This is a genomic window from Pseudomonas sp. BS3782 TE3695 (assembly GCF_050435305.1).
Lineage (GTDB): Bacteria > Pseudomonadota > Gammaproteobacteria > Pseudomonadales > Pseudomonadaceae > Aquipseudomonas.
In genome coordinates, this window is record NZ_JBNDKB010000001.1 from 589,310 (window position 1) to 609,801 (window position 20,492).

The following is a 20,492-nucleotide window of genomic DNA, read 5'->3' on the forward strand; positions in this document are numbered from 1 at the left end:
GGTACATAAAAAAGTACCTAATAGTGCTCGACTGCCAACACCGCGGTCAACGCACATCCGACCGGAGCCGCACGAAGCACAAAAAAACCGCCAAAGCGGTTTTTTCATTCTGTCGTCCAGTCAAACTCGTCGTAGTCATCATCGTCTTCTTCATCCTCGATCAACTCATCATCAAGGACATCTTCCTCAAGCGCTTCCTCTTCCTGCTTCGCCAGAAGAAACTCCTTACGACTCTCAGTCACTGCTCGCCGTAATTCCTCACCCTTCACCGGGCAGTTGAGCATTTGGGCGATGCGGTCGATTTTTTGGGCCACGGCATCCTCCAACGCATCGGCTATGGGCCGATAGTGCGCGCTTTCGGGTGTCGATGCCAAATTTGCCGACCGCTGTTCACCTCATTTCTTCTGCAAATCCTTGAGTCGGGCCGTGAGGTTTTCCTTGGGGAAGCGCTTTTGCAATGTCGTCAGCAGCGCCTCGGCGGCTTGTGTCTGACCGGTCTCTTGCAGGCGTATCACTTCATGTAATTGATCATCCAATGACGTGGCCGGCGCCCCTAAGCGTTTGCTGATTTTTGCTTCGTCAGCCATTTCGCTGTTGATCGACTCGCGCTGCAACGGTGCAGAAAACTCAGCCATGGGCGCAGCAGGTGCCGGGGCGGATAAAGCGCCGGTCGGTGCAGCCTGGGAGCGAGCAGCGGCTTCCGGTTTGGCAACCGGTGCAGACGCTTTTGGCGCAGGGGCAAAGTCATAACTCGGCAGTTGCTCCGGCGTGCGCTGCACCAACGCCAGCATCAGTGCCACGCCAACGAGGCTGGCGAATGCCACTTGCCAACGGGGTTGTTGGCAAGCGCGGAGCCAGCGTTGCCACAGGTTCGGCTTCGGCGCGGGGGCTTCGCGTTGGGCCGTGGCGAGGATGAAGGCGTCGAGATGCGCCGGTGGCTCGCCACTGCTGTGATCGCGAAAATGCTTGAGCACTTCATCGTCGGGCGATGGTGGTGTTTGTCGGGCGTCAGTCATGTCAGTACCTCCTCGGCCAGCAGCCGACGCAGTTTTTGCTGGGCGTAGCGCAAGCGGCTTTTCACGGTTTCCAGCGGGGTTTCGGTGAGGGTGGCGATCTGCGGCAGGTCGAGGTCGCCGTGGGCGCGTAGCAGGAACACTTCGCGCTGGTCGGCGGGCAGGGTTTGCAGGGCGGCTTCGAGGCGTTGACCGTCGCGGCTCAGGCTTAGCAGTTGTTCGGGGTCGGCCGCGTCATCGATCAGTGCATGGGTTTGCTCGTCATAGCTGTCGTGCAAGGGGTTGTGGATTCCGTGCTTGCGCCAGTGATCGATCAGTCGGTTGCGGGCAATCTGGTAGAGCCAGGTACGAAAATTCGCCCGGCCTTGTGGCTGACTGGTGCTGCGGATCAGGCTCAGCCAGGTTTCCTGGTACACCTCTTCGGCCAGTTCGGATTTGCCGCTGAGGCTGAGGAGGAATCGATAAAGGCCCTGACGGTGGCGGGCGTACAAAACTTCGAACGCCGGCCCATCGCCCGAGCGATAACGCGCCAGCAGCGATTCATCGCTGCCGGCGGCTGAGCTGATTACAGGATCGGACATGTCAGTGCTGGCCTCTTTCACTCTATCCGGTTGTCGTTGGGCTGTTGATTCGAGGCGGTCGGGGTTCGCAGGCTCTGCGCCAACTCCACCAATTGCACGAATTCACTGCGCAGGCCGAATTGATCATCGCCTCGTGCGCCACGGGCCAGGGCTTCGGTGTCTTTCAGGCTGAAACTACCGGTGTAACGCCCGTCCTTGAGCTGCTGGGAAAAGGCCGCGACGGCGGCAGCAAAGCGCAGATCGTCGCTGGCTGCCGAGAGTTTGCCGGCCTCATCCTTCAGGATTGGCCGCTCGATCAAGCGGCTGTTCCCACCTTCCGGCAACTGATAACGCACTCGCAGCATCGCCATTTCCCCTTTTTTTGCGGAAACATCGGCCCCAGGATTGCCATAACGTAACGGCTCCAGCCAGCCCTTCTCGCCCTTGGGAACAATTTCATACAACGCGGTCACCGTATGTCCTGCGCCGATTTCTCCGGCGTCGACTTTGTCGTTGCTGAAATCCTCACGCTTCAAGGCGCGATTCTCATAACCTAGCAGCCGATATTCGCTGACCTGGGCGGGATTGAACTCCACCTGTAGCTTCACGTTTTTCGCCACCACCGCCAGGGTCGAGCCGAGCTGATCCACCAGCACTTTGCGCGCCTCGCGCAGGTTGTCGATGTAGGCGTAGTTGCCGTCACCTGCGTCGGCCAGTTGTTCCATCAGGTGTTCATTGTAGTTATCCACACCGAAACCCAAGGTGGTCAGGGACACGCCAGTCTTGCGTTTATCCACAGCCATTTGCTTGAGGCTGTCGAAGTCGCTGATGCCGACGTTGAAGTCACCGTCGGTGGCCAGCAGGATGCGGTTGATGCCTTTGGGGATAAACGCTTGTTGGGCCATTTGATAAGCCAGTTCGATACCCGACGCGCCAGCGGTCGAGCCGCCCGCAGTCAATTGCTCGATGGCAGTACGAATTTTCGCTTTTTCCCGGCCGGAAGTCGGCTCCAGCACCACGCGAGATTCTCCGGCATACACCACCAGCGAAACCCGATCCTGCTCGCGCAGTTGATCGACCAGCAATTTCAGCGTGCTTTTGACCAGCGGCAAACCTTCGCGACGGTCCATGGAGCCGGACACATCCACCAGAAACACCAGGTTCGCCGGGGCCAGTTCCGCCACTGCGCGATCGGATGCCTTGATGCCGATGCGCAGTAAGCGGGTATGCGGGCTCCACGGCGACGGCGCCAGCTCGGTAGTCACGCCGAACGGCGAGCCATCGGTGGGCAAGGCGTAGTCGTAGGGGAAGTAATTGACCATTTCTTCCAGCCGCACCGCCCCTTCGGGAGGCAAGCGCCCCTGATTGAGCAAGCGCCGCACGTTGGCGTAAGCGCCGGTATCGACATCGGCACTGAAGGTCGAGACCGGTGCTTCGGTCACGCTGTGAATCGGGTTATCGGCCAGCGCCTGATAGCGCTCCCGTTGCTCATCCCGATAGCCCTGTGGATAAGCTTCGCCGGCCGGCATGGGCGCGAACGCGACCGACGGTGCCGGTCGTGCGCTGCGCTTGGCCTGGGCGGTGTCCGCCATGACCTCGCTACGCACCAACGCTTCGGTTTTCGGCGTACCTTGAACCGGGGGCGCGGCCGTTGCCGGGCTGTCCGTCTCAGCGTCTGGCGTGGATGAAGCGCCGCAACCGGCAACGGCCAGCAGCAACCCGGCGGCGAAACCCTGGGCGGCCGGGCGGAGGTAATGCAGAGGGAGGGACATGGGGGCTGACCTCAGGAGGAAATTGACTCATTCATCCTCTGAGACGGACAGCCCGGCAGGTTCGGGTTAATCGCCGGAAAAAATCTTCAGCGGTGATAACGCCGCACCACACTGCTGTTCTTCAGCACATGGCCGTTGATCTGTTCCAGCAGCTGCGCGCGGGTCAGGCCGGCAGGCAAGGCGTCTGGCGCCAGGTCCAGGGCGTAGAGCTGAATGAGGTAGTGATGGGAGCTGTCGCCGACGGGCGGGCAAGGGCCGATGTAACCGGTGGTGCCTTTGCTGTTGCTGCCGCTTACGCCTTCAAAGGCGGATTTGGCGCCGACGCCGGCCGGAATCTGATGTGTGGTGGCCTTGATGCCGTAATGAATCCAGTGATCGACGCCCAGACCTTTCTGGCCGTCCGGGTCGTGCATGACGATGGCGTAGCTGAGGGTTCCCGGGGGGCCGGCATTCCAGCTCAGGGCCGGGGACTGGTTTTTGCCGCCACAACCGTTGGCATCACTGGCCGCCACCGACGTGAACAGACGATTGTCCGAAACACCGGGAATGCTGAGGGTGAAACGTTCCTGAGCCTGCGCCGGAAATTGCACGCAAAGGGCGACTGCAACGGCCGCCAGCCACGGGTTCAAAGAGGTCAATCGGGTCATACCGGAGCACCTTGTGCGGGTGAGGCCGTCGTCGGCTGGCAAACTATAGCCGGACCGTTCGTGCGCTGGCAGCAGAATTGGCTGAACCTGGGAATAAGCGCCAAACTCCTAAGTGAAACACTTGCCAGGAGATCGATCATGGCCCTGCATCGCGTTGCCCGTTTCGCCGATGTGCCCCAAGACCGTGGCCTTGAAGTCCGGATCGAGGACACGAAAATCGTCTTGCTGCGGGCCGGCGATCAATTGCGCGCCTATCAAGGCGAATGTCCCCACGCCGGGGCACCGCTGGCTGAGGGTGCGCTGTGTCACGGGCGGCTGATCTGCCCATGGCACAAGGCAGCCTATCGGCTCGAAGACGGCGCGTTGTGCGAGCCACCGTCTCTGGACAGTCTGAGGCGCTACCCGCTTGAAATCCGCGACGATGAGGTCTGGGTCGACGACCAGCCGATGCCCACCGCCAGCACCCCACCGGCGGACGATAAGCGGACGTTTGTGATCATCGGTGCCGGCGCTGCAGGTACAGCCTGTGCGGCGGCACTGCGGGAGAAAGGTTTCGGCGGCCGGGTGGTGTTGATCGACCGCGAGGCCGAAGCCGGTTACGACCGCACGGTATTGAGCAAATTCGTGATTGCCGGAGAGATGCCGCCAGACGAAGTGCCACCGCTGCGCGATGAAAATTTTTATCGCGAACAACGCATTGAACAGATAAACAGCGATGTGATGGGACTGGATGCAGCGAACCGGACTCTGCGCTTGGCCGATGGTCAATCGTTGAGCTATGACGCCGCCGTGATTGCCACCGGTGGCATACCCAAAACCCTGTCGCTGCCTGGCGCCGATCTGCCGCAGGTATTCGTGCTGCGCTCGAAAGCACAGGCACAGCGGATTCTTTCAGTCGCCAAACCGGGTCAGCGGGCAGTGATCGTGGGTGACAGTTTCATTGCTCTGGAATCTGCCTCATCCCTGCGTGGATACGGTCTGGACGTCACCGTCCTGGCCCGCCACGCCATCCCTTTCGAGGCGCACTTCGGCGATGCCGTCGGCAAAGCGATTCGTGCCCGGCACGAGGCCAATGGCGTGCGGTTCCATACCGATGGCGAGGCTGCGCAGATCGAAGGCACCGGCAAAGTCGAAGCGGTGCTGCTGAACAACGGACAGCGCTTGCCCGCGGACCTGGTGTTGGTCGGCATTGGCGTCACTCCGGCAACGGCCCCGTTTGCCGATCTGCCAAAAGAAAAAGACCAGTCATTGAAGGTCGATGGTGGAATGCGTGTGACCGACGGGCTCTGGGCGGTCGGCGACATTGCGACCTTCCCGCTCAACGGCCAGCCCCAACGGATCGAGCACTGGCGCCTGGCCCAGCAACAGGCGCGGATTGCGGCGGCGAATATGCTCGGCGGCGATGAGCGCTACCTCGATGTACCGTATTTCTGGACCTGGCACTTCGGCAAAAACTACGACTACCTCGGACATGCCGAGGCTTGGGACGAGGTCGAGTTCAAGGGCGACCCTGACCATCCGCCGTTTATCGGCCTGTTCGGCAAGAACGGCGTGGTGGCGGCGGCTGTTGCCTGCGACCAGGAGAGGGCGATGGCAATGCTTGCCGAACGGATGAAACAACCGCTGTCGGTGGATGAGGCGTGGCGCCTGATCAGGGATGTTGGCTGAACGACATCTTCCACATCCCCCCGTAGGAGCTGCCGCAGGCTGCGATCTTTTGATCGTTGGCATTTTCAAAACCGCTGAGAATCAAAAGATCGCAGCCTTCGGCAGCTCCTACATAGAGCCGGCCATGCAATGTAGTGAATGACACAACAGGAACATAGCAGGCTCAGACGTGGCTCAGCGGCTCGCGGTTGTCGTCATCTTCGGCTGGCAGACGGATCACCAGCGGATGCTCCAGCGGCGCCAAGGGCAGTGGCAGCCGGGCCGGGTCGACCGGGATGAAGTGCGTAACGACGTGGCTGACATCGCCATCCTGATCGTTATGAATGGTCATCGAGCCTGGCGTACGCAGTTTCGCCAATCGGTCGCCGGTCAGCTTGAAGCTTTTGCTGAGCCCCTGATCATCCACCACCGGCGCCGGCAAACGGCGCTGGGCGAAGCTCTTGCTTTTGCGCTGCTGATAACGCGCCCAGGTGATCAGGATCACCGCGTTCAACAACGCCACCCACAGGTAAATCTGCAACGTGCCGAGGGCGTCGAAAAACGACGCATCGATGCGCGGGCCGGCATGGGTATCGATCAACGGCCACAAACCCCGCATCAGTAAATACAACAATCCAACCCAGGCGAGCACGGTGAGAAAAACATCGATCACGACCAGAAAGGGCCGCTGCCGGGTTCTGATGATTTTCATTGGATGACTTCCTCTTCATCGTCATTCAGCGGCTTGATGCCCCGATCCGGACTGACCCAACGCGCGCGCTTCTGATGTTGACCGAACAGCACTTTCGGGAAGCTGACCAGGGTGGTCAGCAGGCTGATGAACCAGAACACCAGCGGATACCAGACCACCCAGAACATGGTCTTGCCGAGGCCCTTTTCGTAACGGCGATCGATCAGGATGCTGACCGCGAATTGCACCAGGCAGACCACTGCCAGCAGCAGCCCGGTAAACGCCGGTGGCATCAGGTGATCGACGGCAATGGCGGGCGGCATCTCGATGAATTTACCGACGCCCCAGAAAATCACCGACAGCAGGAACGTGAACGCCCAACCGGTGGACAGGCAGTATTCGAACAGCAGCGGCCAGAGGTAACGATGGCGGTATTGCCAGATGCCACGGATGTTTTTGAACAGCACCTCGGCGCCGCCCTGGGCCCAACGCAGACGCTGTTTCCACAGGCCGCCGAGGGTTTCCGGCATGAGGATCCAGCACAAGGCGCGGGGCTCGTAGAAAATGCTCCAGTGATCCAGTTGCAGCTTCCAGCTGATGTCGATGTCTTCGGTGATCATGTCCGGGCTCCAGTAGCCGACCCGGTTCAGCGCCGTGCGACGGAAGGCGACAATCACTCCGGAGACGGTAAAGATCCGCCCGAACACCCGTTGGGTGCGCTTGATCAGGCCGATGATCGACGAGAACTCGCCGACCTGCACGCGGCCGATCAAGGTCGAACGGGTGCGGATTCGCGGGTTGCCGGTCACGGCGCCGAGGCGCGCATTATCGAGCATCGGCGCCACCAGGTAAGCCGCAGTGTTCGGCGCCAGCAGCGCATCACCGTCGATGCACACCAGATACTCGCTGCGCGCCGCAATGGCGCCCATGCGCAGGGCCACGGCCTTGCCCTGGTTCTCCGCCAGGTGCAGCACCCGCAGACGCGGATCCTGCAACGCCAGTGCATCGAGCACCGCGGCGGTGTTGTCCTTGGAGCCGTCGTTGATCGCGATCACTTCGATGTTCGGGTAATGCTGGGCCAGCGCCGCGTGAATGGTATCGGCCGCATTGTCGCCTTCGTTGTAGCAAGGGATCAGGATCGAGATCAGCGGTTCGCCGGCCAGCGCTGGCGGCAACGTATTGTCCTGCCACGGCCAGTGCCGCTCCCAGTGCAGCCAGAAATACAGGCCGCCGGCGATCCACAATCCCGACATGAACAGTGGATAGAAGAACACGAAGTCCATCAGGAATTGCCCGGTGAGCAGAAAGATCAGCCCGAGGGGAACCCCAAGGACGATCGCCAGAACCAGCAGGGCTAGAAGTCTGTCCAGCATGTTATGGATTCCACTTGTTGGAGAGCGCGGGCCGCACGGTTTTCAGGTCCGGCTGGTTCTCGAGGAAGTTGTCCGGGTAGTAGCCAAAACTGGTGGCGCCCTGACGCTTGAGGCGGCCCATCCACTCAGCCAACTGTTCGCCGTCGATGTCGGCGTCGGTTTTTTTTGTCCAGTCACGGGCCTGCAATTCGAACACCGTGCGCTTGAGTGCGCCGGGGCGCGATTTGACCGTCGCCACCAGCGCTTCGAGCCAAGGGCCCGATTGCTGGCGGCTTTGTTTTTCCATGAACGGCATGGCCATCGGCGCCGTCCAGTCGTAGGCGCTCAGGAAGTCGTCGAGGTTCTGCGCGAACCAAGCTTCACTCTCGGGGTTGAGCATCGGCTCGGCGAAAATATTGCGCGCCGTTTTCACTTGCGGGCCGCGAATGGCGCGGACTTTGGCGGTCAGTTCGTGAGTGAAATCGATCAGGTAGCGGCTCTTGAATCGCGTCCAGCGTTGCAGGCTGGCCGGGTCGTCACGCAGGGCGGCAATCGAACCCGGCAGACCGTTGGCGGCATAGACCTTCAGGGCTTCGGGGCTGGCGTCTTCGAAATCCGACAGCACCGCGTCATCGTGATAGAGGACGCCGTCGACCGACGTCATGCGCGCCATGTCTTCGTAGATTTCACCGATGATGCGCCGCACGTTCGGATCGAAGGGCGACAAGCGCTTGTACTGGTCCGGATCGATCGAAGTGACGCCGGTTATCGGGTCCCAGCGGGTGACTCGTGGCAGCTTCGAATCGAGGGCAAAACTCAACACCGGCATCCACGCAAAGACTTTGACATTAGCCCGAGTACGCAACTGCCAGGCCACGCGGTCGAAGATATCGGCGCGCATCGGCAGGTGCCGGTTGGGGAAATACAGCGAATGCACCAGGCCATCGCCGACAGGGTCGGCGAAGGCTTGCAGGAACACCGTGTTGGCGCCCATGTCGGCCATGCGCTGGATCAGTTTGCCGAGGTTGATTTCCTGTTGGGCCGGGTCCGAGTCGTAGACGTTGTCCAGGTCCACATGCACCACGCGCATCGGCGATTCGGCCTGCACCGAAACGATGCTGTTGGCGAAGTGCTCACCATCTGGATCCGATGCCACCAAAAAGCGCGGACTGCTCATCAGGTTGTCGAGGGCATCGAGGCCGTCTTCCAAAGTCAGGGCCATCTGATAGCCCTGTTCGTTGATCACTTGCAGCGAGGTGCCGTCCGCCGCGCCGTACGGCCAGACCCAGACACGGGGCTTGTAACCGGTGACCTTGCGAATCTTCTCCGAGATGGCCGCCACGTCGGCGCGCATCCGGGCCTGGAATTGGGCTTCGGTTTCATAGCGACCGGTAGCCGCGTCATAGCGCCGGGTTGCGGCCGCCGGTTGCAGGTTGCCTTGCGGGTTGGCCAACACGCCTTTGTGGCTGGCGTCGGTGTGGGCGGCGATTTCCACCAGGCCGGATCGGGAAATCTCGCGGATCTGCTCCCAGGTCAGGAAGTCCGAACGCTTGCGCGGTGTGCCGGCGAAATCCACTGGCTGGTTCAGCGGCGTATCGATCCACACCCCCACCGGCGCCAGCAAGGCGGGCCAGTTATAGGCGCGCAACACCGGCAACACGCGGGTGTAGAAGCTCGAATAGCCATCGTCGAAACTCAACACGATCGCCCGTGGCGGCAGCTCGGGGCCGCCGTTGCGTGCGGCCATGATCTGGTCGATGGTGACCGGCTTGTAGTTGTTCTCCCGCAGCCACGCCAGTTGCTCGATCAGCCGTTCGGTGCGCACGGCCACCACCGCCTGATCGGGGTCGCGGTCCTCGACGTCGTGGTAAGAAATCCCCAGTACGTGGTTTTTTGGCCAAGGCTTTTCATTGGCCGGCATCGGGCGTTCGGACGGTGGTGCGAAGGCCGGAGCTTGCTGGGCGCAGGCGCTGATCAACAGCGCTCCCAGCAAAAGGATGAAACGCGAAATAAAAGGCATCTTCAAACTCTTCTAGAAGCGGTAAGTGAGGTCGACGAGCAGACGCAGGTCGGTTTCGCGGTCGCCGTCATAAGGCCGGTTGATCACGCTCAGCAGGCCGCCCACCTCGAATACGTCGTTCCAGCTGTAGCGCTGGCCGTAACCCAACAGGCCGACGCCGCCGGTGCCGTGATCGCGCTGGCTATAAGTGCCCGCACCGGCCTGAAACTGCTGGCTCCAGGAGGTTTCGTAACGGTGGTAGAGCACGTGATTGACGTTCACCGTCGGCAGCACACTGAAGTCGGATTTGGGGTTGAAATACGGCACGTCGTCGGACTTGGAGTTACGGCTGGTGCCGACCTCCAGGCCGAGGTCGACCTGCAACCCCGGCGCGCGATAAACCCCTTCGCGACCGGTGAGCAAGGCTTCGACACGGTTGTTGCCGTCGCTGAAGTGCGAAGGGCTGACCACCAGTCTCCACTCACGGCTCTCATTGGCGCGCCAACGGATGAAACCGCTGCCGCCGTTGGCGGTGATGTCGCTGTTCAAGGCCCGCAACGGCGTTTGCGCCGACAGGTATTCGAGGCTGCCGCCGTACTGCCAGTGATCGTCGATGTCTCGGGCAATCGCCAGGCGCGCGCCCTGTTTGTCACCGAAGCCATAGGAATGGTTGGAAACCTCTGCTTCCAGGGTCATGTCACGGGTCCGGCGTTCGAGCCCGACGCGCTGAAAGCGATGATGACCAGTGCCTTCCTGGAAGTCGCCGGTGGCGTAACCGGCACCGACGAACACGCGCCAGTCTTCATCGATGGGCGGGCTGTACAGCGTGGTTTCGATGCCGAAATCGCGACTGCCGTTGACCGCCCCGGCGTCGTCGTTGCCCCCGCCATAGCTCCTGCCGCCGTAGGCCTCCACCCGCAGCTCGGCCATGTCATGGACCGCACGTTGGCGCTGCAAGCGCTGGACCTGACGGTTGTCCGGAAAACGCGCGACCACATCGTCGGTCAGCGCATCCATCTGCCGCCATTCCTGCAAGTCCATGGCGGTGTGACCTTGCGCAACTTCCAGCCCGATGTCCCGCGGTGCCATGCTCTCGGTTTCCTTGAGCTGATTTTCGGCGCGCCGTGGCCAGTCCCGGGCCAGGTACAAATCGGCCTGGGCCAGACGCAGGCCGAGGTTGCCCGGGGCCTGATTCACCAGCGTCTGCAAACGCTGCTCGCCCGACGGTAGATCAGCGCCGTAGGTACCGGCCTGGGCAGCGAGTTGCTGCGCGTCCATCCATTCATCATTGGGATTGCCCACCGGCAAGCCCTTGAGCTCGACCCGTGGCTTCTGGGTCTTGGCCAAGTCCTCGGCGACCTGACGTGCTTCATCGGCCTTGTCGCTTTCGAGCAAGGCGTAATAGAGCGCGGTGCTGTCTTCCAGACGGTCGCCGACATCGGCATCCGGCGCGACCAGCACCTGACGATACAAATCGGTGGCGATTTCTGGTTGACGCTGGTCCAGATAAGACGACGCCACCCAACGCAGGGCATAGGTCGGAATCCTCACGCCTTCGGTGAGCAATTTCTGGTATTCGGCGATCACATCAGCGGTGCGCGCGCGGGCCTTGAGGGCGCCCATGCGATCGATTCGCCAGCGAATGACGTCATCGTGGGCCTGAGGATCCGGCGTCCAGCTCGCTAGCAACTGGTCGTAATCGGCCAGAGCCCGATCAGCGATCAGATAACGTTCATTTTCGCTGCGAGTGGCCAGCTCGGCCAAACGCACGCGTTCTGCAGCCAAGTCACCTTCAAGGCGGCGCAACGTGACCGGATCCAGCAGCCCCGGCCGCTGACGCGCCAGGCGCAAGGCCGGTTCCGGCAGGCGGGCGCGTTGCAGGGCAATCACGTATTCCCGAGCGACGTCGGGCTTGCTGCCGGCGCGGACGAAGGCCTGATCGTATTCAAACAGCGCGTCATAGGTGGCACCGGCGCGGGTCAAGGCGTAGGCCAGGGCCAAGCGGCGGGAAGGATCATCCGGTTTTGCCGTCACCATTGCCCTGGCGCGGGCAACCGCTTCGTCAGGCTTGCCGGCATCGGCTTGGGTCATCGCCAGCCCCAGCTGCAGGTCGGCGTTTTTCGGATCAAGGGCCAGGGCCTTGTTGTACACCCGGGTCGCCGAGTCCCAGCGCTTGAGGTTGCGATAGGCACGCGCGGTGGCGGTCAGGGCCTGAACCGGCAACGCCCGATTGTGCCCCTGGGCTTCATAGACCTGGACCACTTCAGCGTCCAGACCGGCCCAACTGGCGATTTGCACGTGATCGCTGATCTGGCCGGTGGTGGCCTGGTTGACCGGCACCTGGCGCAACACCGTCAGCGCAGGCGTGTGGTTGCCGGCTCGCGCATCGCGAACCATTTGGTCATAAGGCGTATTGGCGAATGCCAGCACCGGCCACAGCAATTGGCCGCACAGCGCAACGCGAAACAAGGGGCGCAAACCACGATGAATAAAGGGACCAGCAATACACGGCATTCGTCAGCATCCTTACATGGCCAGCCGGGTCGCGATGTCCCCTTCCCCTTCTTGGCGGAAAGCCGGATCGAAAGACCCGGCCAGGCTTTATTGACGCAGTTTTGCATGCAAGCGAAGTCAACTATTCAGCGCACAATAATTGTTCAGATTCGCGATGTTCAGGCCTTCTCCAATGCCCAGTCAGCCAAGGTACGGAACCTGTGGGAGCGGGCTTGCTCGCGAAGGCGGTCTGTCAGTAGACATTGATATTGACTGACACGACGCCTTCGCGAGCAAGCCCGCTCCCACAGGGGCCTGCGCTCGAGACTGGCATTGGAACCTCCTCCCCCTCGCCCCGTTTCCAAACCCCAGACAGCAAAACGCCCGGCGTCTGCGTGTTGCAGAGGCCGGGCGTTGCGTTGAAGCCTGAAATTTTTACTGGAGGGTGACGTTGCCGGTGCCGCCGAGCTTGCTCATCACGAAGCCGACAAACTCCTCGAGGGTCATTTTCTGGCCGTTGAAGTCCACCTGATTGTTGGCGTAGTGCAGCTTGGTGACGACGTTGTTACCGTCCAGTTTCGCCAATTGCGTGCCCACCGCCATGCTGCTGAACATGTCGGCGGTTGCGCTCGCCTGATCGGCAATCAGCTTGGCATCAGTCTGGCCATCGATTTGCGACTGCACGGTAAGCACGTCAACCAGCATTGGCTTGGACACCAAGAGGTTGAAGTCCAGCAGCGCGATCAACTGCTTGACCAACTGGTCTGGCGGCAAGTCCATGGACTGCGGTTTGGTCAGGTCCAGCACCAGGTTGGCGCGGCTTTCGCCGTTGGTGGTGTTGAACGAGAGGTTTTCCAGAGCCACCTGGGGACCTGCGGCCAGCAGTTTCTCCAGGCTGCTCTTGACCAGCGCCTCTTCGGCCGGGGTCAGGTTCAGTTCCGGCGCCGGTAGGCCGGCGGCAGCGGCTTCAGTGGCGGCCTTTTCGTACGGTTGCAGTTTGGTCTGGTAGATCTGCATCAGCGACATCGTTGACGGGATGTCGAGGTTTTTCAGGCTCATGGCCATTTTCGCAGAGCCGATAACCTTGCCGTTCAAGGACATTTCACCGACCTTGTAATCGGCACGCCCCGAGGCGTTGGTGCCCGATTCCTCGGTCTTGTTCTTCATTTCAAAGTTCTTGACGCCGAGTACCGACTGCTTGGCCCCGAAGGTGGTCTTGCTGTGGGTCAGCTCGACGGTGTTTTCGCCGGTGTAATAGCCGTACGTGCTTTTGTTCAGGTTACTGGCCACGGTCAAGCCATTGAGCTCGACCTGCACCGGGGTCTGATCTTCGGCCACGGTGGTCAGCTTAAGGCTGTCCATGTAACCGTCAGCCTTGACCTTTTGCGCCTGGGCACTGGCGTCTACGTCGAGTTTCATACCGGAAAAGGTCAGATTGGATTTGTCATCCAGTGCGGTTTCCAGCGGCAGAAACTCGAGGGTGCCCTTGGTTGAGTTGTCGTAGCCGATGTTAACCACGCCTTTGACTGGGGACTTGTCCTTGGCGGCCGCGAACCACTTTTCGGTCAGTGGGGTCTTTTCCAGCTCATAGTGACTGGTCGCCAGGACCGGCAACCACTTCAGCGACACCAGGCGCGAGAACGGCAGCGGACCGTGTTCGATGCGATCGACGAACAGCAACTCGACCGGCGCTTCACCAAACATCTCGCCTTCGCCCTTGAGGCGGTAATGCGCGGTACTGCTGAACACATGACGGTCCAGCGACACCAGTTCCAGCGACGCCGTGCCGTTGGAACCCGCCAGCGCGGCTTGCAGCTCTTTGTTGGCGTCGGTGATCGAGGTATTCAGCACCCCATCGAGTTTGCTGCCGGTGTACCACGCACCGCCGGCACTGATTGCACCGATGGCCACGACAATTCCTAGAAGCACGCCTGCTGATTTATTCATGAAGTACCCGTCAATGTCCGTTGTTGAAAGTGTGGTCGTCTTCCCTGAACCCATGGGGGTTGCGGTCACGACTGCGCTGAAAGTGGGATGGAGATTAGCATTTGCGCCGCAAAGCGGCCCAATGATTAAAGGTGAAAGAGTATCCAGGGGATGTGGCTGCCTGTGGACAACTGGCAAGGGTCGAGAGTTTCGGTGACTATCCGATCGCCTTCGCGAGCAAGCCCGCTCCCACAGTGGAACACATTCCAATGTGGGAGCGGGCTTGCTCGCGAAGGCAACAGTCCAGCCAACCTCAATTCACGAATACTGAACCTCAATCTCATCCAATTGATGATCAAAGCTCTTGAGCCGCGCCGTCCACGTATACACCAGCACTTCAAAATCCCGATTGATCACCGCCCCGCCGGTCACTTCCGCGCGCGGGTCGCAGAAGTCCAGCTGATAGCGTTCACGGGCCATGGCGTTGGCAACATCGGACAGCTCGCGCGCATTGTTGAGCCAGTGCCACCCTTCATCGGCCACTTGCTTGTCCAGCGCCAGGCACTGTTTTTTCAAGGTTTCGAGGCTTTTTTCCAGCGGCGTGCCGGTGAGTTCGCCCATGACTTCCTGGAACGTGCGCCCCGGTTGCCAGTAACTGCCCCAGAAATACCGGTCGAACACCGTTTCGACTCGACGCAAAGCCACCTTGGTGTCCCAGATCAGCACCAGGGTCTTGCCTTGTTCGAGTTGTCGTTTCTTGATGCGCTGGTTCTGTAATGAAGCCCAGGCGACCACCACGATAGCCATCACGGCGATCAACGCCGCCGCGCTGTCGAGGAATATCAGCGCCGTGTCGAGCTCGTGGGCCAGCATGACGCCGTAGAAATAGGTGGCCGACAGCAAAACCAATGCCGCAATGGCGCACCAGAAGCCGGGAGCGTAAGGGTTTTTCATTATTAGATCCCCATGATCAACGCAAGCCTTGATCGACGGGTTCGCCGCGCGCCCCCATCAAGTCAAAGCATAGCAATGGCCTCAGGGTTTGCCGGGCTGTGACCTTTGCGTTCGTCCGCTTTCCCGGCCGCCACCCAAAGCAAGGAACAAATCGTTCTGGCTCATGGCGACTTGGGTGTGGCCGAGGCCAGTTGCGCCGTACGTCGGGTCGACGCTTGAGCAGCAGCAAAAATAGGAGAGGGCTGAGAACTATCAGCGTTTCTTGGCTCGGTCGTACACATCGCTGCGTTCGCGCTTACCAACCGCCACTACAGAAACGACTACACGCTCATCAAAAACTTGATACACAAGCCTGTATCCCGATGACTTCAATTTGATTTTGTAGCAATCAGGCATCCCATGCAGTGAGTCGGAAGGGATTCGAGGCAATTCAAGTCGTTCCGCCAATTTCTTTTTGAACTGCTCACGCAATGTATGCCCCAGCTTGTCCCACTCCTTGCGCGCGGATGGCAGGAATTCAAGCTTATAGGTCATCCAGGCTTACCGGGACCGGGGTTTCATTTCTACGCGAGCGAACAATTTCCGCCAACTCGAAGTCATCGAGGCGCTCCATCATTTGCTCGAAAACATCGGCCGGAACCATGTATCCCATCACTCGATTATGGTTAAGCACTGCCACAGGCCCACCGTGAGCACCGCTCAGAACTGCAGATGGGTTTTTCTTCAACTCAGACACGCTAACTGCCATGTCGGCCAGAACACTTTGCATAATTAAGACCTCAATTGAGGTCTTTATTCTGGTCTATTGCCTGTTGCTGAGCAACCCTGGAAAAAGCTGACTCAGGATTTCTTACCACTCATCACTTTTATTACACCCCCCGCCCCTTCCTCAGCAGCACATCCAGCTGATCCACCACCTCCGCCCAATCCGCATCATCCAGAATTTCCTCACGCAGCAGCTCTGCCTGGCTCTCATTCCAGAAGAACGCGTCAGCAAGGTGCAGTTCGGGTTTGAGCGGTGAATGGGTAGCGATGAATTTATCGATGCTTTCGGCGTCATCCGGCAAGCCGAGTTGTTTGAACAGGGATGGGAGGCTGTGGGTTGGGGATTCCATGTCGGGCTCCTTCGTGATCGCGTATTTGGATGGGGGACCGCGGTGCGGCTATTCGCGGGCAAGCCCGCTCCCACAGGGTTTTCGCAAGTCCTGTAGGAGCGAGGCTGGCCCGCGATGACGTCAGTCGGGTCGACTGTTATGCCGACAGGCTCAACTCGCGCACTTCGGCATGCGGCACTATTTTCAGAAATTCCGGCACGCTCATGTGGACCAGATTGCTGTGGTTGCCGGCTTCCAGGTAGATGTCTTTCTGCCGGGTCAGCAGAGGGTCGATGACCATGTCCATGCCATAAGATTCGCCCAGTGCAGGCACGGCGCCGCGTTCGCAATCGTCGAACAGGTGCGGCAGGTTGCTTTCACGGGTGACTTGCCATTCGCCGCTGCCGCGCACTTTGCTCAGGTCCAAGTGACAGCTGGCAGGCAGTACGGCCATCAAGTAGTGGCCGTGGTTGTCATCGAGAATCACCGATTTGGCGACCCGTTCGGCAGGAATGCCCGCGAGCCGAGCCGTTTCAAGGCTGCTGGCCGAGTGCGGGTGAGAAACGATGTCATATTCGCAGTGGGCCTTGTCCAGGCAGTTCTGCACGGTTTTTGCCATACGCATGATGCACCTCGGTGTCCGCAGCAACGAATCACGGACGATGGTTAACTTTTTTGTCTCCATTAAAAGTCTAGGCCCACCGAGGGGTTCCGATGGGAAATCCGCCCGTCGGACGCTTTCGACACGGGTCAAGATTCATACCAAGGCAGGGTCAACTAGACTTGTATAAAACGACTCGTGGACGAATGACTCTCCCGGAGGGTCAAGTGAACAAGCGTTGCTGTGCAATGACGCCGCTGCTGGCCCTGAGCGGGCCGGTTTTCGCGGCGGACACGCTCATTGTGCTGGTTCCCGATCCTCTCGGGCTCTGGCTGATTACGTTCGGCATTGCGTTTCTGATCGCCGAGGCGGCCTTGCCCAATTACGGGGTGGTCGGCTTGGGCGGCCTTGTGATGTTCGTGATCGGCGCGGTGATTCTGACTAACGCCGAAGTCCCTGTTCCGTTGATTCTCGGTTTGGGACTGATCAGCGCACTGCTACTGATTTTCCTGGTGATCCGCGCCTTGAAAACCCGACCGCGCCGCAACGTCAGCGGTGACGCCGAAATACTGGGCGCCGTGACGCCGATAACGTCGTTGCAGGCCGGTAACGCTTATATCGGCTGGGTGCATCTGCAAGGCGAGCAATGGCAAGTCATGAGCGCAACACCGCTTCAACCAGGTCAACAAGTTCGGGTAGTGGCACGCAAGGGTTTACTGCTGGAAGTGGCCGCGGCTGACGCGGCGCCCGCAATGAACAATGATGGCGGAGAATAGTCATGGGTCTGCAATTGGGTTTTGCCGCGCTGCTGTTATTGCTGATTGCACTGGCGGGGTCGACTTTCCGCATCCTGCGCGAATATGAACGTGGCGTGGTGTTCCAGCTCGGACGCTTCTGGCAGGTCAAGGGCCCTGGCCTGATCCTGCTGATTCCAGTGGTCCAGCAAATGGTTCGTGTCGATCTGCGTACCGTGGTGCTCGATGTGCCGGCCCAAGATGTGATCACTCGGGACAACGTTTCGGTCAAGGTCAATGCGGTGCTGTATTTCCGCGTGCTCGATCCGCAAAGGGCGATCATTCAGGTCGAAGACTTTCTCATGGCCACCAGTCAACTGGCCCAGACCACATTGCGGGCGGTGCTCGGTAAACATGAACTCGATGAATTGTTGGCCGAACGGGAACGGCTGAACGTCGACATCCAGCAAGTGCTCGATGCACAGACCGATGCCTGGGGCATCAAGGTGGCCAACGTCGAGATCAAGCACGTAGACCTCAATGAATCGATGATTCGCGCCATCGCCAAACAGGCCGAAGCCGAACGGGAACGTCGGGCCAAGGTGATCCACGCCGAAGGTGAATTACAGGCCTCGGAAAAACTCATGCAGGCGGCTGAAATGCTCGGCCGTCAGCCGGGGGCCATGCAATTGCGTTACATGCAGACGCTGAGTTCGATTGCCGGAGACAAAAGTTCGACCATCGTCTTCCCGCTGCCGATCGAGTTGCTTAAGGGGATGGCGGATTTGTCGTCCAAGCCTTGAGAAATAATCTTTCGCCTCCAAAAGATCGCAGCCTTCGGCAGCTCCTACAGGTGTACGCCGGGCCATTGTAGATACCGCGCCCGATTCATCGTTTCGGCAACACCGCGCATTCACCGAGCCAGGTCAGCAAACGGTCGAGACAGGCCTCGACCGATTGCGCACCGGTGTCGAGCACCAGCGATGCGCATGGCGGTGGTTCGTAGGGCGCGGAGATACCGGTGAACCCCGCCAACTCACCCCGTCGAGCCCGGGCGTAATGGCCTTTGGGGTCACGCTGTTCACACACCGCCAACGAGGCGCTGCACCAGACTTCACGGTAATCCTCACCCAACCGTCGGGCGAACACTTCACGCAACTCCACCAAGGGCGCGATCATCGCCAAGATGACGATCTGCCCGTTTTCGACCAACAGTGCCGCGAGTTCACTGGCACGGCGAATGTTTTCCAGGCGATCACTGTCGGTAAACCCCAAATCGCGATTGAGCCCGACCCGCAGTCCGTCGCCATCGAGCACCACACTCTGCACGCCGTGCTCGAACAACTCGGCGTGCAGTGCCTGGGCCAATGTTGACTTGCCCGCGGCCGGCAAACCGGTCAGCAGAATTGCCGTGCCGCGATGGCCGTTGCGGGTCTCCCGTTGGGCGCGGCTGATGCTCGCCGTCGGCGCCAGCAGATTATTGGACCGGGGCATGGGCCACCGGCACTGAGATGTTGCCCGCCGCCCACGCCTCTTCACGATTGGCCAGGGCCGTGGCGATGGATTGGACTTCGGTCGATTGCACTTCGTCCGGCAGCGGATCGAGACCGGCGCTGGCGAAGATCTGCCCGTAAGCATTGCGCAGGTCGGCGTAAGACAAGTCGCGTCGCAGATCGGCCTGCAAGGTGTTCAGCTCGCCCTGGATCAGGTCCAGTTCGCCCAGCCCGGCCGCCTGATGACGATTGCGCAATTGGCCGACGATTTGCCCATCGATGTCTGACAGTTGCTGATTGGTCTTGAACTGCCGCATCGCCTCACGATAGTTGGCGTTGGCCACGTAAAGCTGCGCCAGTATGGCAATCGACATCGCCTGCCTGCGCGCCGCGGCGACTTCTTCACCGGCCTTGGCAACGTCAATCGCGGCGGGCGCGGAAATCACATTGAACAGGTTCCAGGTGACTTTCACCCCATAATCCGCCCAGCCCTGCTCCACCAAAAACGAGTTGCTGTCGTAATGCCCGCCAGCGGCAAACTCCAGCCCCGGCAGCAGACGCAGCATGGCTTTGCGGGTTTCGGCGGCGCTGATCCGGGTCTGGTAATCCTGCTCGCGCAACTCCGGCCGACTGGTCAGGGCTTCCTGTTCCAGGCTGGCGAGATCGACCTTGAGTTCCGGGATGACGTAATCGTCCTGGGTCGCCAGCGTCAGCTCGGTGCTCAGCGGCAGGTTGATCAGGGTCGCCAATTCGGTTTTCGCCAACGACAGTGCGCGGCGTTGTTCTTCCAGTTGGCGGGTGGCTTCGATCAGCGAGCGTTGATAGCCCAATGCCTGAATCGGATCGCCGATGCGCTGCTCGCTCATGCTCTGGCTATTGGTGCGAGCGGTTTCGACCCGGACCATGAGGCTGTCGATCTGTTTGAGCAAACGTTCGGCGGCCATGGCTCGCCAATAGGCCGAGCGCACGTCCTGCACGATGGTGTTGATGACCTTGCGCCGACGCTCCTGGACGATCAGTCGCTGGTCGCCCTGTTGCTTGGCGCTGATGTAGCTGACACCAAAATCGAGCACGTTCCAGACCATGGTCAGGTCTGCCACTTCACGGTCGCGGTCCTGGGAGGTCGACGGTTCCAGGGACTGGGCACCGGTCTCGACGCTCTGGCTGCTGGAGGCGCTGACGTTGTTACGCCCCACGTAACCGGCGTCCAGCGCCATGCGCGGCAGCATGTCGAAACTGGCGAGGTCGAGTTGGCGCTTGGCCAGGGCCTCTTCCATGATCTTGAGCCGGCCTTCGAGGTTGTATTTCACCGCCCGGGCCATGGCCTGGTGCAGGGTCAGTGGACCATTGAGGGGCTCCTGTCCCTTGTACATGTTTTGCAGATCGCTTTTGGCGCGCTGTTGGCTGACGCTGCGTTCGATCGGTTCACTGGTCACTGCACAACCGCTGATTGCCAGCGCCAGCAGGCTGGCGCTGAATAACTTCTGACTTCTCTTCATCCTTGGAGCCCCCAGGT

At 60.3% G+C, this 20,492-nt stretch carries 20 protein-coding genes; 3 read left to right on the forward strand and 17 right to left on the reverse strand.

What is annotated here, in order from left to right; translation table 11 throughout:
- Nucleotides 1–104 precede the first annotated feature (104 nt).
- From ABH909_RS02665 to ABH909_RS02685, 5 genes are all read right to left on the reverse strand, one after another.
- Nucleotides 105–374 (reverse strand): hypothetical protein, encoded by a 270-nt coding sequence (locus ABH909_RS02665; RefSeq protein WP_429430301.1) that lies wholly within the window; start codon nt 372–374, stop codon nt 105–107.
- Nucleotides 375–395: 21 nt separating this feature from the next.
- On the reverse strand, nt 396–1,016 hold the full coding sequence (locus ABH909_RS02670) for a hypothetical protein (protein ID WP_429430303.1): 621 nt from the start codon (nt 1,014–1,016) through the stop codon (nt 396–398).
- Complete coding sequence (locus tag ABH909_RS02675; RefSeq protein ID WP_429430305.1) at nt 1,013–1,594, reverse strand: RNA polymerase sigma factor; 582 nt, start codon at nt 1,592–1,594, stop codon at nt 1,013–1,015. Before ABH909_RS02675 ends, ABH909_RS02670 begins: the two co-directional genes overlap by 4 nt.
- A gap of 17 nt (nt 1,595–1,611) precedes the next feature.
- Nucleotides 1,612–3,345 carry a YfbK domain-containing protein gene (locus ABH909_RS02680; RefSeq protein WP_429430307.1) on the reverse strand — a complete coding sequence of 578 codons (1,734 nt, stop codon included), beginning with the start codon at nt 3,343–3,345 and terminating at the stop codon, nt 1,612–1,614.
- A gap of 86 nt (nt 3,346–3,431) precedes the next feature.
- Nucleotides 3,432–3,992 carry a YbhB/YbcL family Raf kinase inhibitor-like protein gene (locus ABH909_RS02685; protein WP_429430309.1) on the reverse strand — a complete coding sequence of 187 codons (561 nt, stop codon included), beginning with the start codon at nt 3,990–3,992 and terminating at the stop codon, nt 3,432–3,434.
- A 138-nt stretch (nt 3,993–4,130) separates the two neighbouring features.
- On the opposite strand from ABH909_RS02685, the gene ABH909_RS02690 reads away from it, so the two are divergent.
- Nucleotides 4,131–5,660 (forward strand): FAD-dependent oxidoreductase, encoded by a 1,530-nt coding sequence (locus tag ABH909_RS02690; protein WP_429430310.1) that lies wholly within the window; start codon nt 4,131–4,133, stop codon nt 5,658–5,660.
- A gap of 163 nt (nt 5,661–5,823) precedes the next feature.
- On the opposite strand, the gene pgaD is transcribed toward ABH909_RS02690, so the two are convergent.
- From pgaD to ABH909_RS02740, 10 genes are all read right to left on the reverse strand, one after another.
- The gene (gene pgaD, locus ABH909_RS02695) at nt 5,824–6,351 is read right to left on the reverse strand and encodes a poly-beta-1,6-N-acetyl-D-glucosamine biosynthesis protein PgaD (protein ID WP_429430312.1); all 528 of its coding nucleotides are present in this window, start codon (nt 6,349–6,351) and stop codon (nt 5,824–5,826) included.
- The gene (gene pgaC, locus ABH909_RS02700; RefSeq protein ID WP_429430314.1) at nt 6,348–7,703 is read right to left on the reverse strand and encodes a poly-beta-1,6-N-acetyl-D-glucosamine synthase; all 1,356 of its coding nucleotides are present in this window, start codon (nt 7,701–7,703) and stop codon (nt 6,348–6,350) included. The genes pgaD and pgaC overlap by 4 nt, the downstream gene beginning before the upstream one ends.
- A gap of 1 nt (nt 7,704) precedes the next feature.
- Nucleotides 7,705–9,702, reverse strand: coding sequence for a poly-beta-1,6-N-acetyl-D-glucosamine N-deacetylase PgaB (gene pgaB, locus ABH909_RS02705; RefSeq protein ID WP_429430316.1), 1,998 nt, complete (start codon nt 9,700–9,702; stop codon nt 7,705–7,707).
- Between the two features lie 12 nt (nt 9,703–9,714).
- Nucleotides 9,715–12,195, reverse strand: coding sequence for a poly-beta-1,6 N-acetyl-D-glucosamine export porin PgaA (gene pgaA / locus ABH909_RS02710; protein WP_429430318.1), 2,481 nt, complete (start codon nt 12,193–12,195; stop codon nt 9,715–9,717).
- 414 nt (nt 12,196–12,609) lie between these two features.
- Nucleotides 12,610–14,121 (reverse strand): YdgA family protein, encoded by a 1,512-nt coding sequence (locus ABH909_RS02715; RefSeq protein WP_429430320.1) that lies wholly within the window; start codon nt 14,119–14,121, stop codon nt 12,610–12,612.
- Between the two features lie 297 nt (nt 14,122–14,418).
- Nucleotides 14,419–15,054, reverse strand: coding sequence for an NADH:ubiquinone oxidoreductase subunit N (locus ABH909_RS02720; protein WP_095633583.1), 636 nt, complete (start codon nt 15,052–15,054; stop codon nt 14,419–14,421).
- A 252-nt stretch (nt 15,055–15,306) separates the two neighbouring features.
- Nucleotides 15,307–15,588, reverse strand: coding sequence for a type II toxin-antitoxin system RelE family toxin (locus ABH909_RS02725; protein ID WP_007899567.1), 282 nt, complete (start codon nt 15,586–15,588; stop codon nt 15,307–15,309).
- The gene (locus ABH909_RS02730) at nt 15,578–15,823 is read right to left on the reverse strand and encodes a type II toxin-antitoxin system Phd/YefM family antitoxin (protein ID WP_007899564.1); all 246 of its coding nucleotides are present in this window, start codon (nt 15,821–15,823) and stop codon (nt 15,578–15,580) included. Before ABH909_RS02730 ends, ABH909_RS02725 begins: the two co-directional genes overlap by 11 nt.
- Nucleotides 15,824–15,923: 100 nt before the next feature.
- Complete coding sequence (locus ABH909_RS02735) at nt 15,924–16,169, reverse strand: DUF2789 domain-containing protein (protein WP_030128603.1); 246 nt, start codon at nt 16,167–16,169, stop codon at nt 15,924–15,926.
- A 136-nt stretch (nt 16,170–16,305) separates the two neighbouring features.
- Entirely contained in the window at nt 16,306–16,773 is a 468-nt protein-coding gene (locus ABH909_RS02740; protein WP_183683329.1) for an aminoacyl-tRNA deacylase, read from the reverse strand.
- A gap of 203 nt (nt 16,774–16,976) precedes the next feature.
- Between ABH909_RS02740 and ABH909_RS02745 the strand changes: the two genes are divergently transcribed.
- Nucleotides 16,977–17,525, forward strand: a complete 549-nt coding sequence (locus ABH909_RS02745; RefSeq protein ID WP_429430322.1) for an NfeD family protein — start codon at nt 16,977–16,979, stop codon at nt 17,523–17,525.
- Between the two features lie 2 nt (nt 17,526–17,527).
- A complete protein-coding gene (locus ABH909_RS02750) occupies nt 17,528–18,286 on the forward strand; it encodes a slipin family protein (RefSeq protein WP_429430324.1) in 759 nt (252 codons plus the stop codon).
- 85 nt (nt 18,287–18,371) lie between these two features.
- Here the strand turns inward: ABH909_RS02750 and cysC are convergent, their stop codons facing one another.
- The gene (cysC, locus tag ABH909_RS02755) at nt 18,372–18,977 is read right to left on the reverse strand and encodes an adenylyl-sulfate kinase (protein ID WP_429430326.1); all 606 of its coding nucleotides are present in this window, start codon (nt 18,975–18,977) and stop codon (nt 18,372–18,374) included.
- Nucleotides 18,961–20,475, reverse strand: a complete 1,515-nt coding sequence (locus tag ABH909_RS02760; RefSeq protein ID WP_429430328.1) for a TolC family protein — start codon at nt 20,473–20,475, stop codon at nt 18,961–18,963. Before ABH909_RS02760 ends, cysC begins: the two co-directional genes overlap by 17 nt.
- Nucleotides 20,476–20,492: the final 17 nt, after the last annotated feature.